Source organism: Amycolatopsis aidingensis, from assembly GCF_018885265.1.
GTDB lineage: Bacteria > Actinomycetota > Actinomycetes > Mycobacteriales > Pseudonocardiaceae > Amycolatopsis > Amycolatopsis aidingensis.
In genome coordinates, this window is the sequence record NZ_CP076538.1 from 4,404,502 (window position 1) to 4,418,747 (window position 14,246).

The following is a 14,246-nucleotide window of genomic DNA, read 5'->3' on the forward strand; positions in this document are numbered from 1 at the left end:
GGCGGGTTACCCGTAAGCGACCTGGTAGTGCTTGATGCCGTTCAGCCAGCCGGAGCGCAGCCGGTCCGGCGCGGAGACCTCCCGGATGCCCGGCATGCTGTCGGCGATCGCGTTGAAGATCAGGTCGATCTCCAGCCGCGCCAGGTTCGCCCCGATGCAGTAGTGCGATCCGGTCCCGCCGAAGCCCACATGCGGGTTGGGGTCGCGCAGGATGTCGAACTTCATCGGCTCCTCGAACACCTCGGGGTCGAAGTTGGCCGAGCTGTAGAACATGCCGACCCGGTCCCCCTTGGCGATGTGCTGCCCGCCGAGCACCGTGTCCGCGGTCGCGGTGCGCTGGAAGGCCACCACTGGGGTCGCCCAGCGCACGATCTCGTCCGGCGCGGTCTTCGGCCGCTGCTGCTTGTACAGCTCCCACTGCTCCGGATGATCCAGGAACGCCTTCATGCCATGGGTGATCGCGTTGCGGGTGGTCTCGTTGCCCGCCACGGCGAGCAGGATGACGAAGAAACCGAACTCGTCCGAGGACAGTGACTCACCGTCGATATCGGCCTGTACCAGCTTGGTGACGATGTCGTCCATCGGGCAGGCGCGCCGCTGCTCGGCCATGTTCCACGCGTAGCCGACCAGTTCGGCGGAGGCGGCGATGGGTTCCACATCGTATTCGGGGTCGTCGTAGCCGATCATCTGGTTGGACCAGTCGAAGATCTTGCCCCGGTCCTCCTGCGGGATCCCGAGCAGTTCGGCGATCGCCTGCAGCGGCAGCTCGCAGGCGACGTCCGCGACGAAGTCCCCGCTGCCCTTGGCCTTGGCCTGCTCGACGATCTGCCCGGCCCGCTCCCGCAGCGCATCCTCCAGCCTGCCGATCGCCCGCGGGGTGAAGCCCTTGGAGACGATCCGGCGCAGCTTGGTGTGCTGCGGGGCGTCCATGTTCAGCAGCACCAGCCGGTTGGCGTCCAGGCCCTCCTCGGTCATGGTCTCGTCGAACCGGATGATCGCCGTCTTCTCCCGTGAGGAGAACAGCTCGCTGTCCTTGGACACCTCCTTGACGTCCTCGAGCCGGGTGACCACCCAGTATCCGTCGTCCCCGAAGCCGGCCTTGTTGTGCGGCTGCGGATTCCACCACACCGGCGCGGTCCGGCGCAGCTCGGCGAACTCCGCCAGTGGCAGGCGGGTGGCGTACAGGTCGGGATCGGTGAAATCGAAACCCGCTGGGATCAGCGACGAGCCCATCGGCTACCTCCGGTGGTCGGCTCCAGACACCCAAAGAGGACATGAAACACGTTCTAACCACCGATTGAAGCATACACCGTTAACCTTGGGAAGAGTTTAGTGAACACCGTTTACTCAAGCAATCAGGATCTTGAAACTACAGGTAGAGCACCGATCGCCGGAGAGTGACCACTCGGCGGTTGACACAGGGCGGCGTTGCCCATAGCAAGAACATGTTCTACTTTGAGGTTTGTCGAGCGTGAGGAGAACGCCGTGGGCGATGCCGTAATCGTGGAAGCCGTCCGTACCCCGATCGGCAAGCGGCGCGGCTGGTTGTCCGGGCTGCATGCCGCCGAGCTGCTCGGCACCGCGCAGTCGGCGCTACTGGAGCGGGCCGGGATCGAGCCCGCGCTGGTGGAGCAGGTGATCGGCGGCAGTGTCACCCAGGCCGGGGAGCAGGCGGGCAACGTCACCCGCACCGCCTGGTTGCACGCCGGGCTGCCCCAGGAATGCGGTGCGACCACGATCGACGCCCAGTGCGGCTCAGCCCAGCAGGCCACCCACCTGGTCGCCGGGCTGATCGCCGCGGGCGCGATCGAGGTGGGCATCGCCTGCGGAGTCGAGGCGATGAGCCGGGTCCCGCTTGGCGCCAACCGCGGCAGCGAGGCCGGGTCACCCCGGCCGGAGTCCTGGTCGATCGACATGCCGAACCAGTACGGCGCGGCGGAACGGATCGCCGTCCGCCGCGGGCTGAGCAGGCAACAGGTGGACTCCTTCGGCGTGCGTTCCCAGGCGGCCGCGGCGCGGGCCTTGGCGGAGGGCCGGTTCGACCGGGAGGTCGTCCCGGTGAAGGCCCCGATGCTGGACGAGAACGGGTTCCCCACCGGGGAGACCCGGCTGGTGCGGCAGGACCAGGGACTGCGGGAGACGACCGCGGAAGGGCTCGCCCGGCTCTCGCCGGTGCTGGAGGGCGGGGTGCATACTGCGGGCACCTCCTCGCAGATCTCCGACGGCGCCTCGGCCCTGCTGCTGATGGACGCCGAGCGGGCACGGCGGCTCGGGCTGCGGCCCCGGGCCCGGATCCGGGCGCAGGCGCTGGTCGGCGCGGAGCCCTACTACCACCTGGACGGTCCGGTGCAGGCCACCGAACGGGTGCTGCGGCAGGCCGGGATGACCATCGATGACCCGGACCTGTTCGAGGTGAACGAGGCCTTCGCCGCGGTGGTGCTGTCCTGGCAGCAGGTCCACCGGCCGGACGAGGACAGGGTGAACGTGAACGGCGGCGCGATCGCCCTCGGCCACCCGGTCGGCAGCACCGGCACCCGGCTGCTCACCACCGCCCTGCACGAGCTGGAACGCCGGGACGGCAGCTGCGCGCTGGTGACGATGTGCGCGGGCGGGGCGCTGTCCACCGGCACCGTGCTGGAGCGGCTCTGACCCGGTGTCAGCGGAGCACGATGCGGACCGCGGGACCGTTCTTCACCCGCTCGTAGCGCACCCTCGGCTTGCCGGGCCGCCAGGATTCGATGATCAGCACGTCGTTACGCACCGCGGTCAGCGCCACCTGGTTCAGCCGCAGCAGGAACAGGTCGAAGGAGCCCGCGGGCGACTCGTCCCCCACCAGCGCCTCGAACTCCGCCGGATCGGTGACCTCGGCCGCCACCCCGGACAGCTTCGCGTCCCCCTCCTCCATCGAGGCGTCACCCGGATTGGTGTGCAGCGCGTAGCGCGGGTCGCGGCGCAGGTCCCGCGCCTTCGCCGCGCCCAGCATCATCCCGACGGTCAGGTCCCGGCCACGGAACTCGACCTCGGTGCCGCTGAGCCGCGGTGAGCCGTCCCGGCGCATGGTGGCCAGCACGTGGTGGTTGTAGTCCTCCAGCCGCGCCTGGACCGCGGCGGCCAGCATGGGCGCTTCCGTTTCGAACTGCTGCCAAGTCGTCATACAAGCAGTATCGCCCCGGGCACCGACAGTATCGCGACGGCCCTCAGCTACCGTAGACCGGCTCCGGCTCCGCAGCCTCGGCGAGCAGCCCGGCCACCACCGGCCCGAGCTCGGCCGGCTCCCAGCGGGCACCCTTGTCCGCGGCGGGCCCGTGCCGCCAGGCCTGAGCCAGCGACACCCTCCCACCGTCCACTTCGAACACCCGGCCGGTGACCTCCGCGGACTCGGCGCTGCCCAGCCAGACCACCAGCGGGGAGACGTTCTCCGGTGCCATCGCGTCGAACCCGTCCTCCGGCGCGGCCATGTCCTCCGCGAAGGCCCGCTCGGTCATCCGGGTCCGCGCCGCCGGGGCGATCGCGTTCACCGTGACCCCATAGCGCGCGAACTCGGCCGCCGCCACCACGGTCAGCCCGGCGATCCCGGCCTTGGCCGCCGAGTAGTTGCCCTGCCCGATGCTGCCAAGCAGGCCGGCGCCGGAGCTGGTGTTGATCACCCTGGCAACCGGGGTGCGCCCGGCCTTGGCCTCGGCGCGCCAGTACTGCGCGGCATGCCGCATCGGCGCGAAATGCCCCTTGAGGTGGACCCTGATCACCGCGTCCCACTCGTCCTCGCCGAGGTTCACCAGCATCCGGTCGCGCAGGAAGCCCGCGTTGTTCACCAGCACGTCCAGCCCGCCGAACTCCTCGAGCGCGGTGTGCACCAGGTTCGCCGCCCCGGCCCAGTCGGCCACGTCGTCGGCATTGGCCACCGCAGTGCCGCCCTCGGCCCTGATCTCGGCCACCACCTGCTGCGCGGGGCCGCCGGATGCGCCCTCCCCCGCCAGACCGGTACCGATGTCGTTGACCACCACCCGCGCGCCCTCCCTGGCGAAGGCGAGAGCATGGGCGCGGCCGATCCCGCGGCCCGCACCGGTGACGATCACGACCCGGTCGGCAACCATTCCGTTCACGATTTCTCCCCGGATGACTCGGCCGTACTGGCGGAAAGGAAGGCGGGGACCTCGCCCCCGCCGTGCACCGCCAGCGCGGCCCCACTCACATAGGACGCCAGCGGCGAGGAGAGGAACACGGCACAGGCGCCCACCTCCTCCGGTTCGGCCAGCCGCCGCAACGGGACCACCGAACCGACCGCGGCCACCCCGGCCTCGTCGCCGTAGTGCAGATGCGCCTGCTCGGTGCGCACCATTCCGACGTCGAGCGCGTTCACCCGCACCTTCGGGGCCCACTCCACGGCGAGGCTGGCGGTCAGGTTGTCCAGCCCGGCCTTGGCCGCGCCGTAGGAGGCGGTGCCCGGCGAGGCCCGGCAGCCGCTTACGCTGCTCACGTTCACGATCGCGCCGCCGGATTCCTGTTGCTGCATCACGGAGTTCGCCCGCTGCGCCACGGTGAGCGGGGCGAGCAGGTTGAGCGCGACCACCTTCTGGTGAAACCGGGGCGAGGCCGTGGCCGCGTCCGCGAACGGTGCGCCGCCCGCGTTGTTCACCAGCACGTCCAGCCTGCCGTGCCGGTCCGCGAGCTGCCCGACCAACATGTCGACCTGCTCGGGCTCCCGTACGTCGCAGGGCAGGAACTCGGCCTCCGCGCCGTCCACGGCCACCGGCTCCGTGGGCGGGTTCCGCGCGCAGACCACCACCCGTGCCCCGGCGCGCAGAAAGGACCTGGCGATTCCGGCACCCACGCCGCGCACGCCGCCGGTCACCAGCACGACCGCGCCGTCCAGCCGCAGTTCCAGTGTCACCGGCGAACCTCCAACCGCTGGCCTGTACCCGGACACCCTGCTAACGTACCAAGCAAGTGCTAGGTTTGGAAGTTGAGGCGAGATGCCGACACCGATCACCACCGACCAGGTCGAGCCCGGAATCACCACCGTCACCGTGAACGCGCCACCGGTGAACGCACTCACCGTGCGCGGCTGGTTCGACCTCGCCGATGCCGTCACCGCCGCGGGCCGCGACCCCCGTTGCCACGTCGTGCTGCTGCGCGCCGAGGGGCGCGGGTTCAACGCGGGCGTCGATCTCAAGGAGATCCAGCGTGACGACGGGTTCCACGCGCTGATCGGCGCGAACCAGGGCTGCGCCGCCGCCTTCTCCGCGGTCTACGAGTGCGCCGTGCCCGTGATCGCCGCGGTGCACGGATTCTGCCTCGGCGGCGGGATCGGGCTCGTCGGCAACGCCGATGTGGTGGTCGCCGCGGAGGACGCCAGTTTCGGACTGCCCGAAGTGGACCGTGGCGCGCTCGGCGCGGCGACCCATCTCGCCCGGCTGGTACCGCAGCACCTGATGCGGGCGTTGTACTACACGGCCAGCACCATCGACGCGCATCAGCTGCACCACCATGGCTCGGTGTACTCGGTGGTGCCGCGGGCCGAGCTGGACCAGGCCGCGCTCGAGGTCGCCCGGCGGATCGCGGCCAAGGACACCGCGGTGATCCGGGCCGCGAAGCAGGCCATCAACGGGATCGACGTGCAGCCGGTGCATCGCAGCTACCGCTTCGAGCAGGGATTCACCTTCGAGCTCAACCTGGCCGGTGTCTCCGACGCGGCCCGGCAGGAGTTCCTTGACAACGGAGGGGGACGCTGATGCCGGACAAGCGGATGACCGCGGACGAGGTGGTCGCCGAACTCGCCGACGGGATGACCATCGGGATCGGCGGCTGGGGTTCGCGCCGCAAGCCGATGGCCCTGGTACGCGCCATCCTGCGCTCCTCGCTCACCGACCTGACCGTGGTGTCCTACGGTGGGCCCGATGTCGGCCTGCTGGCCTCGGCGGGCCGGATCCGCAGGCTGGTCTTCGGGTTCGTCACCCTGGACTCGATCCCCTTCGACCCGTGGTTCAACCGGGTCCGCGAGGCAGGCGAGATCGAGGTGACCGAGTACGACGAGGGAGTGTTCGGCACCGGGCTTTCGGCCGCCGCGCAACGGCTGCCGTTCCTGCCCAGCCGGGCGGGTCTCGGCTCGGATGTGCCGAGGCTGAACCCGCAGTTGCGCACGGTGCGCTCCCCCTACGCCGATGGCGAGGAACTGCTCGCGGTTCCCGCGCTGCGGCTGGATGCCGCGCTACTGCACCTCAACCGCGGGGACGCGCGCGGCAATGTGCAGTACCTCGGGCCGGACCCGTACTTCGACGACCTGTTCGCGCTCGCCGCCCGGCGTTGCTACGTCTCGGTGGAACGGATCATCGAGACACCCGAGCTGACCGCATCGGCCCCGGTGCAGAGCCTGCTACTGAACCGTGGCTCGGTGCACGGGGTGGTGGAATCCCCGCGCGGGGCGCATTTCACCACCGCCGTCCCGGACTACGGCCGGGACGAGGCATTCCAGCGGCACTACGTCGCGTCCGCGAAGGACCCCGATGCCTGGCCGCGGTTCGTCGACCGGTTCCTCTCCTGTGACGAGGCGAGGTACCAGGCCGAGGTCGCCAGGTTCGCCGAGGAGGCAGCGTGAACGCACCGACCCGCGCCGAGGTCGCCGCGGTGGCCTGCGCCGAGTTGTTCCGCGGCGATGGCGAGATCGTGGCCAGCCCGATGGGGCTGCTGCCCGCACTCGGGGCCAAACTGGCCCGGCTGACCTTCGAACCGGACCTGCTGCTGTCCGATGGCGAGGCGTTGCTGCTCGCAGGGACCCCGGGCGTGGACGATCCGGTGGTCGAGGGGTGGCAGCCGTTCCGCAGGATGCTGGACACCGTGGTTCCGCACGGAAAACGGCATGTGGTGATGGGCGCCAACCAGATCGACCGGTACGGCAACCAGAACATCTCCGCCATCGGCGAGCACGCCAGGCCGAAACGGCAACTGCTGGGGGTGCGGGGCGCGCCGGGCAACACGGTCAACCACCGCACCAGCTACTGGGTTCCCCGGCATGGCACCCGGGTGTTCACCGAGCGGGTGGACGTGGTGTCCGGGGTCGGCTACGACCGGGCGCGGGAAGCCGGGGTGCTGCGCTACCACGATGTGCACCGGGTGGTGACCAACCTCGGCGTGCTGGACTTCGGCGGTCCAGGGCATCGGATGCGGCTGGTCTCGGTGCATCCGGGAGTCACCGTGGCCGAGGTGGAGTCGAACACCGGCTTCGAGCTGGACACCACCGACGTCGGCGAGAGCAGATCGCCGACCGCCGAGGAGCTGCGCCTGCTGCGCGAGGTGCTCGATCCGGGTTCGCTGCGGGACAAGGAGGTCCCGTCGTGAGTACGCTGCCGACCCGGCTGACCGAGCTGACCGGGGTCCGGCATCCCGTGGTGCAGACCGGCATGGGCTGGGTCGCCGGGCCGCGGCTGGTCTCGGCCACCGCGGAGGCGGGCGGGCTCGGCATCCTGGCTTCGGCCACCATTTCCTACCAGGAGCTGGCCACGGCGATCGCCGAGACCCGCGGCCGTACCGCGCAGCCGTTCGGCGTGAACCTGCGCGCGGACGCCGAGGACGCGCCGCGCCGGGTCGACCTGCTGATCAGGGAGAACGTGCGGGTCGCCTCCTTCGCCCTCGCACCCCGCAGGGAGCTGATCGACCGGCTCAAGGAGGCCGGGATCGTGGTCATCCCCTCGGTCGGCGCGGCCCGGCACGCGGAGAAGGTCGCGGCGTGGGGCGCGGACGCGGTGCTGGTACAGGGTGGCGAGGGCGGCGGGCACACCGGCGGGGTGGCGACCACGCTGCTGCTGCCCTCGGTACTGGACGCGGTGGACATCCCGGTGATCGCAGCGGGCGGCTTCTTCGACGGCAGGGGCCTCGCCGCGGCGCTGGCCTACGGCGCGGCGGGTGTCGCGATGGGTACCCGGTTCCTGCTGACCAAGGAAAGTACCGTGCCCGAGGAGGTGAAACGGGCCTATCTGGACCGTGGGCTGGGTGACACGGTGGTCACCCGCAAGGTCGATGGCCTGCCACACCGGGTGCTGCGCACCGGGCTGGTGGACTCGCTCGAACGTGCCGGCCGGGTCGGCGGCCTGGCGCGTTCCGTGCGCAACGCGGCACGTTTCCGCAGGCTGACCGGCCTGTCCTGGCGTTCCATGCTGGCCGAGGGGCTGGCCATGAAACGCGGCACCGAGCGCAGCTGGGCACAGGTGCTGATGGCCGCGAACACCCCGATGTTGCTGCGCGCCGGCCTGGTCGGCGGGGACACCTCCGCGGGGGTGCTCGCCTCCGGGCAGGTGGTCGGCCTGCTGGACGACCTGCCGAGCGTGTCGGAGCTGATCGAGACCATGGTGGACGACGCCGCCGGGATCATCCGCGCCCTCGGCGCCCGGTGAGCCTCAGAGCTCGCGGACGACCCGGCAGGGGTTGCCCGCGGCGAACACCTTTGGTGGCAGATCCCTTGTCACCACGCTGCCCGCCCCGACCACGGTGTTCTCCCCCACGGTGACCCCGGGGCAGACGATCACTCCGCCGCCGAACCAGACGTTGTCGCCGATCGTGATCGGCGCCGCGTTCTCCCAGCGCGCTCGCCGTGCCTCGTGATCCTCCATCGGATGCAACGCGGTGAGCAACTGGGCCCGTGGCCCGATGGACACGTCGTCGCCGATCGTGATCCGCGCGCAGTCCAGCAGGATCGCGTCATAGTTGAGGAAGCTGTTCGACCCGATCTCGATCAGGTAGCCGTAGTCGCACTGGAACCGCGGCATGATCCACGATCCCGTCCCGATCCGGCCCAGCAGCTTGCCCAGAATCCGCCCCCGCCGCTCCGACTCACCCGCCCCCGTCGCGTTGAACTCGTCCACCAGCCCCTGCGCCCGCCGCCGTTCGGCGACGAGTTCGGGGTCGCCGTCCTGGTACAGCTCGCCGCGCAACATGCGCTCCTTCTGCTCACCCACCCCGCCACCCTAGCCCGCATCGTGTTTGCCGCCCACGCGCGTGTGTTTGCCGTTCCCGCGCACGCGTTGGCCGTTCCCGCGCGTTGTGTTTGCCGGTCAGGTAACCGTGTTGGCCGGTGACGAGCCTGTGGCTGGGTTTCAAGCACGCCTCCGGCGCGCCGCGGAGCACTGGCGCTCCACACATCACCACTAGCAGGGCTGGTTACTAGCGCCAGCACCCCACGGAACGAGCACCCCGGGCCCGACCCGACAGGCATTCTGTGTCGAACACGCATTCGAGTGAATACCAGCGGGTACACATTCACGCGGGGAATTCTTGTCGGTCCCGTCGATACAATTATGGGTATGGACAGACACAGTTCTGATCCGCACACGGATCCCCCAGAAGACGCACTCACCACACTCGACGCCTTGGAGGCCAACGAACGCGCCATCGCCCGGCTGGAAGCGCGGCGGGTGCTGCTGGTGGCCGACCTCGCCCACGACGGGGACGAACGGGTCTCGCTGGTGACCGAGATCGCCGGACGCCTCTACTGGACCCGGCACCGGGTGGAAGAAGCCCTGGCACTGGGACAGCACCTCACCCGGCTACCGAACACCCTCGCCGCGTTCCGCGAGGGCCGGATTGACCAGGAGAAGGTGAAAGCGGTGGTGGAACCCACCGCGGTCCTCACCGACCACCAGGCCCGCGAGGTCGACCAGCGGATGGGCGACAAACTGGAACGCAAAGACCGCACCAGCCTGCGGCGGTCGGTGCGCTACCAGGTACTCGCGGTCGACCCCGACGGAGCGGCGCGGCGCACCCGGGCCCGGCGGGCACAACGATCCCTGGAACTCATCCATCAAGACGATGGGGTGTCCAGCCTCATGGCCGACCTCCCGACAGAGGTCGCCACGGCGATCTACGCACGCTGCGACCGGGCCGCCCGACGGATGCGGAAAGAAGGCGACAGCCGCACGTTGGAACAACTACGGGCGGACGTGTTCGCCGACCTCGCCCTGCGGGAGCAGGGTGAGATCCGGGCGCCGCGCACGGAGGTGTATCTGTACTTCGCCGCCAGCTCCCTGCTGGGGCTGGACGAGCAGCCGGGATATGTGGCCGGGCACGGGCACATCCCGGCGGCGTTGGCGCGGGAGCTGGCCACCCACCCCGACAGTGTGTGGCGACGGTTGCTGACCGACCCGGCCACCGGGCATCCCACCGACCTCGGACGCACGCGGTACCGGCCCCCGGCGGCACTGGATGAGTTCGTGCGGGTACGAGACCGGGAATGCCAGGGCATCGGGTGCCACCGGCCCTCGCAGCAGTGCCAGAACGACCACACCACCGACTGGGCCCAGGGCGGGGGCACCAACGAAGAAGAGCTGGTGGGCTACTGCGAACGCGACCACCACCTGAAGGACCTGCCGGGATGGAAATACGAGGTGATCGACGGGATACCCACCATCACCACACCCCACGGAGACATCCACCAAAGCCCCCGCGAACCCCTGCACGAACCCCTCACCCCAGACAACGACAAACCACCCTTCTGAAGTGATCAGTCGCCGTCAGAGGCGTTCGATGATCGTCACGTTCGCGGTGCCGCCGCCCTCGCACATGGTTTGCAGGCCGTAACGTCCCTGGCGGCGTTCCAGTTCGTGCAGCAGGGTGGCGAACAGCTTGGTGCCGGTGGCGCCGATGGGGTGGCCGAGCGCGATGCCACCGCCGTTGACGTTGACCCGTTCCGGATCGGCGCCGGTCTCCTCCAACCAGGCCAGGACCACGCTGGCGAAGGCTTCGTTGACCTCGAACACGTCGATGTCCTCGACCTTCAGCCCGGTCTTGCGCAGGGCGTGGGCGGTCGCCGGGATCGGGCCGGTCAGCATCCACACCGGGTCGGCAGCCCGCACCGAGAGGTGGTGCACCCGCGCACGTGGGGTCAGGCCATGCTCGCTGACGAATCGCTCCGAGGCCAGCAGCGCGGCGCTGGCGCCGTCAGAAATCTGGCTGGCCACGGCCGCGGTCAGCCGAGAACCCTCGGCCAGCGGGGGCAGGCCGGCCATTCGCTCCAGTGTGGTGTCCCTGCGCGGTCCCTCGTCCTTCGCCAGGTCGCCGAAGGGCACCGTCTCCCGTTCGAACCTGCCCGCGTCAATGGCCGCGATCGCGCGGCGGTGGCTCTGGTAGGCGAACTCCTCCATCGCCTCCCGGGAGATGTCCCAGTGCTCGGCGATCAGCTCCGCAGCCCGGAACTGCGAGATCTCCGCCGCTCCATAGCGCTGCTGCCAACCCTTCGAGCCGGAGAACGGGTCCTCGAAACCATACTCCTTGCCGGCCAGCATCGCGGCGCTGATCGGGATCTGGCTCATGTTCTGCACCCCGCCGGCCAGCACCAGATCCATCGTGCCGGACAACACCGCCTGCGCGGCGAAATGCACTGCCTGCTGGCTGGAGCCACACTGCCGGTCCACGGTCACCCCCGGCACCTGGTCCGGCAGGCCCGCGACCAGCCAGGCGGTGCGGGCGATGTTGCCGGACTGCGGACCCAGCGTGTCGGTACAGCCGAGGATCACATCCTCCACCAGCGCGGGATCGACACCCGTGCGCCGGACCAGCTCCCCGATCACATGCGCCGCCAGGTCCGCGCTGTGCACCGCACTCAACCCGCCGCCACGCTTGCCGACCGGAGTCCGCAGCGCGTCCACGATGTACGCCTCAGCCATCTCGCCTCCCTATCCCTTCCGTACCGGCCTGCGCCGGGTGGCGATGCCGTCGAGCAGGATCCCGAGGTACTGCTCCGCGACGTCGTGGGCGGCCAGCGGGCCGTCCGGGTTGTACCAGCGCACGGCCACCCACACGGTGTCCCGGATGAACCGGTACACCAGCTCGATGTCCAGATCCGTCCGGAAAGCACCGGTCCGCACCCCCTCGGCGAGGATCCCGTTCCACAGGTCGCGGAACTCCCGGTTCCGCTCGTCCAGATAGGCGAATCGCTCCAGCTGCACCAGGTGCTTGGCCTCGTTCTGGTAGATCGCCACCTCGGCCGGATGGGCATGGATGGACTCGAACGAGGCGACCACCACGGCCTCCAGGGTCTTCCGCGGCCCCAGATCGGCGGCGACGATCTCGGCGTAAGTGCCGAACAGCTCGTCCAGGAAACCGCGCAGAATCTCGTCGGCCATCGACTCCTTCGAGTCGAAGTGGTGGTAGAGGCTGCCGGAAAGAATGCCGGCCGCCTCGGCGATATCGCGGACCGTGGTCGAGACGAAACCACGCTCGGCGAACAGCCGCGCGGCCAGCGCGAGCAGTTCGGCCCTGCGGCCCGTCCCGGACTGGCGGGGTGTGGATGTCTTCGTGCTCATCTGCCCCTCACGCATGCTGGCTACTCACCGATACCACCTCACCGGTCAGGTACGAGGCGTACTCACTGGCGAGGAATACCATCACATTCGCGACTTCCCATGGCTGCGCCGCCCTCCCGGACACCTCCCGTCCGGTCAGCTCGGCGAGCAGCTCCTCGCTGGTCACCTTGGCCAGGAAAGGGTGCATCGCCAGGCTCGGTGACACCGCGTTCACCCGGATCCCGTGCTGGGCCGCCTCCACCGCCGCGCTGCGGGTCAGCGCCATCACCCCCGCCTTCGCGGCGGCGTAGTGCGCCTGCTCGGCCTGCGCGCGCCAGCCGATCACCGAGGCGTTGTTCACCACCGCTCCCCCGCCGCCCTGCTCGATCATCCGGCGCAGCACGGCCCTGGTCATCCGGAACGTCCCGGTCAGGGTGACGTCCAGTACCCGCGACCACTCCTCGTCCGTCATGTCCACAATGGCCTTACTACCGCCGAGACCGGCATTGTTGATCAGCACGTCGATCCGGCCGAACCGCCGCACCGCGCCCTCGACCAACGCCTGCACCTCGTCCTCCGCGGTGACATCGCAGGCGATCGGGTGCACCTCGCCGAGCGGGCCCAGCTCGGCGGCCTGCTCACCCAGCCTGCGCTCGTGCCAGTCGCTCAACACCACGCTGGCGCCTTCCTCGAGGCTGCGCCGCGCCACGGCCGAGCCGATACCGGTTCCCGCGGCCGCGGTCACCACGACCACCTTGTCCCGGAGCAGGTCACGGCCCTCGGGATAACCGGGCAACGGAATCACGGGCGTACCTCCCTCGGCAGGCCGAGCACCCGCTCGGCGATGATGTTGCGCTGGATCTCGTTGGTACCGCCGTAAATGGTGTCGGCGCGGCTGAAAAGGTACAGCCGCTGCCACTCGTCCAGTTCGCCGGAATCCGGGTCAGCCACCAGCGAGCGCGCGCCCCGGACCAGCATGGCCAGCTCGCCCAGCGAGCGATGCCAGTTCGCCCAGACCAGCTTGGACACCTCGGCCACCCCCGGTGCGGAGTCCCCGAGGGTGCGCTCGGCATGCGCCCGCATCACCTCGAGGCCGACCCACGCCCTGGCCAGTCGCTCGGCGATCACCGGGTCCTCCATCGAGCCGTTCGCGCGCGCCAGCTCGGTCAGCTGCCGCAGCTCGCGGCGGAAGCCGACCTGCTGGCCGAGAGTGGCCACCCCGCGCTCGAAGGCCAGCGTGCCCATCGCGACCCGCCAGCCATCGCCCGGCTCGCCGACCACCAGCCCGCGCTCGGTGCGGGCGCCGTCGAAGAAGACCTCGTTGAACTCCGAGGTGCCGGTCAGCTGCCGGATCGGCCGGACCCGCACGCCATCCTGGCGCATCGGCACCAGGAGATAGGACAGCCCACGATGCCGGGCCGAGCCAGGCTCCGTGCGGGCCAGCACGAAGCACCAGTCCGCGACCTGGGCCAGCGAGGTCCACACCTTCTGCCCGTGCAACACCCACTCGTCCCCGTCCAGGGTGGCGGTAGTGGACACCGCGGCCAGGTCCGAACCGGCTCCCGGCTCGGAGTATCCCTGGCACCACAGCTCACGCACCGCGGCGATTCCGGGCAGGAACCGGCTCCGTTGCTCCGGCGTGCCGTAGGCGATCAGGGTCGGGCCGAGGAGTTCCTGGCCGAGATGGCTGACCTTCGCGGGCGCGCCGGAACGGGCGTACTCCTCGTGGAAGATGACCTGTTCGCGCAGCGTCGCCCCCTGGCCACCGTGCTCGACCGGCCAGCCGAGGCAGGTCCAGCCCGCAGCGGCCAGCTGCCGCTCCCAGGCGATCCGCTCCGCGAAGGCCTCGTGCTCGCGGCCGGGCCCACCGAGGCCGCGCAGCCCGGCGAACTCACCGGTGAGGTTCTCGGCCAGCCAGGACCGGACCCGCTCGCGGAAGTCATCCTCGGACACCGGGACCTCCTCGGCTCTGTTCAA

Annotated in this window: 15 protein-coding genes; 6 read left to right on the forward strand and 9 right to left on the reverse strand. The window is 70.1% G+C overall.

The genetic code is table 11. The features are described from left to right. Window positions 1-6: 6 nt before the first annotated feature. A complete protein-coding gene (locus tag KOI47_RS20235) occupies window positions 7-1,233 on the reverse strand; it encodes a cytochrome P450 (protein WP_216205771.1) in 1,227 nt (408 codons plus the stop codon). Window positions 1,234-1,485: 252 nt separating this feature from the next. On the opposite strand from KOI47_RS20235, the gene KOI47_RS20240 reads away from it, so the two are divergent. After that, window positions 1,486-2,649, forward strand: coding sequence for a steroid 3-ketoacyl-CoA thiolase (locus tag KOI47_RS20240; protein ID WP_216205773.1), 1,164 nt, complete (start codon window positions 1,486-1,488; stop codon window positions 2,647-2,649). A gap of 7 nt (window positions 2,650-2,656) precedes the next feature. On the opposite strand, the gene KOI47_RS20245 is transcribed toward KOI47_RS20240, so the two are convergent. The 3 genes from KOI47_RS20245 to KOI47_RS20255 are packed head-to-tail and all read right to left on the reverse strand — an operon-like array spanning window position 2,657 to window position 4,891. Then, a complete protein-coding gene (locus tag KOI47_RS20245) occupies window positions 2,657-3,154 on the reverse strand; it encodes a pyridoxamine 5'-phosphate oxidase family protein (protein WP_216205777.1) in 498 nt (165 codons plus the stop codon). Between the two features lie 43 nt (window positions 3,155-3,197). Beyond that, a complete protein-coding gene (locus KOI47_RS20250; RefSeq protein ID WP_408629950.1) occupies window positions 3,198-4,094 on the reverse strand; it encodes an SDR family oxidoreductase in 897 nt (298 codons plus the stop codon). Window positions 4,095-4,099: 5 nt separating this feature from the next. Continuing rightward, window positions 4,100-4,891 carry an SDR family oxidoreductase gene (locus KOI47_RS20255; protein WP_216205783.1) on the reverse strand — a complete coding sequence of 264 codons (792 nt, stop codon included), beginning with the start codon at window positions 4,889-4,891 and terminating at the stop codon, window positions 4,100-4,102. A gap of 82 nt (window positions 4,892-4,973) precedes the next feature. Between KOI47_RS20255 and KOI47_RS20260 the strand changes: the two genes are divergently transcribed. From KOI47_RS20260 to KOI47_RS20275, 4 genes are read left to right on the forward strand one after another with little or no spacing between them, the layout of a single operon-like run. Beyond that, window positions 4,974-5,732: an enoyl-CoA hydratase family protein gene (locus KOI47_RS20260; RefSeq protein WP_216205785.1), complete on the forward strand. Its 759-nt coding sequence runs from the start codon at window positions 4,974-4,976 to the stop codon at window positions 5,730-5,732. Continuing rightward, the gene (locus KOI47_RS20265) at window positions 5,732-6,595 is read left to right on the forward strand and encodes a CoA transferase subunit A (protein ID WP_216205788.1); all 864 of its coding nucleotides are present in this window, start codon (window positions 5,732-5,734) and stop codon (window positions 6,593-6,595) included. Before KOI47_RS20260 ends, KOI47_RS20265 begins: the two co-directional genes overlap by 1 nt. Then, window positions 6,592-7,335, forward strand: coding sequence for a CoA-transferase subunit beta (locus KOI47_RS20270; RefSeq protein WP_216205791.1), 744 nt, complete (start codon window positions 6,592-6,594; stop codon window positions 7,333-7,335). Before KOI47_RS20265 ends, KOI47_RS20270 begins: the two co-directional genes overlap by 4 nt. Window positions 7,336-7,340: 5 nt before the next feature. Then, window positions 7,341-8,387, forward strand: coding sequence for an NAD(P)H-dependent flavin oxidoreductase (locus KOI47_RS20275; RefSeq protein WP_216217425.1), 1,047 nt, complete (start codon window positions 7,341-7,343; stop codon window positions 8,385-8,387). 3 nt (window positions 8,388-8,390) lie between these two features. On the opposite strand, the gene KOI47_RS20280 is transcribed toward KOI47_RS20275, so the two are convergent. Continuing rightward, window positions 8,391-8,948, reverse strand: coding sequence for a sugar O-acetyltransferase (locus KOI47_RS20280; RefSeq protein ID WP_216205796.1), 558 nt, complete (start codon window positions 8,946-8,948; stop codon window positions 8,391-8,393). Between the two features lie 345 nt (window positions 8,949-9,293). On the opposite strand from KOI47_RS20280, the gene KOI47_RS20285 reads away from it, so the two are divergent. After that, the gene (locus KOI47_RS20285; protein WP_216205800.1) at window positions 9,294-10,484 is read left to right on the forward strand and encodes a DUF222 domain-containing protein; all 1,191 of its coding nucleotides are present in this window, start codon (window positions 9,294-9,296) and stop codon (window positions 10,482-10,484) included. A 15-nt stretch (window positions 10,485-10,499) separates the two neighbouring features. Here KOI47_RS20285 and KOI47_RS20290 read toward each other — a convergent pair whose 3' ends face one another. From KOI47_RS20290 to KOI47_RS20305, 4 genes are read right to left on the reverse strand one after another with little or no spacing between them, the layout of a single operon-like run. Continuing rightward, window positions 10,500-11,651: an acetyl-CoA C-acetyltransferase gene (locus KOI47_RS20290; protein WP_216205802.1), complete on the reverse strand. Its 1,152-nt coding sequence runs from the start codon at window positions 11,649-11,651 to the stop codon at window positions 10,500-10,502. A 9-nt stretch (window positions 11,652-11,660) separates the two neighbouring features. Beyond that, entirely contained in the window at window positions 11,661-12,290 is a 630-nt protein-coding gene (locus tag KOI47_RS20295; RefSeq protein WP_216205805.1) for a TetR/AcrR family transcriptional regulator, read from the reverse strand. A 7-nt stretch (window positions 12,291-12,297) separates the two neighbouring features. Next, a complete protein-coding gene (locus KOI47_RS20300) occupies window positions 12,298-13,074 on the reverse strand; it encodes an SDR family oxidoreductase (RefSeq protein WP_216205808.1) in 777 nt (258 codons plus the stop codon). Beyond that, window positions 13,071-14,222: an acyl-CoA dehydrogenase family protein gene (locus tag KOI47_RS20305; protein ID WP_216205812.1), complete on the reverse strand. Its 1,152-nt coding sequence runs from the start codon at window positions 14,220-14,222 to the stop codon at window positions 13,071-13,073. Before KOI47_RS20305 ends, KOI47_RS20300 begins: the two co-directional genes overlap by 4 nt. Window positions 14,223-14,246: the final 24 nt, after the last annotated feature.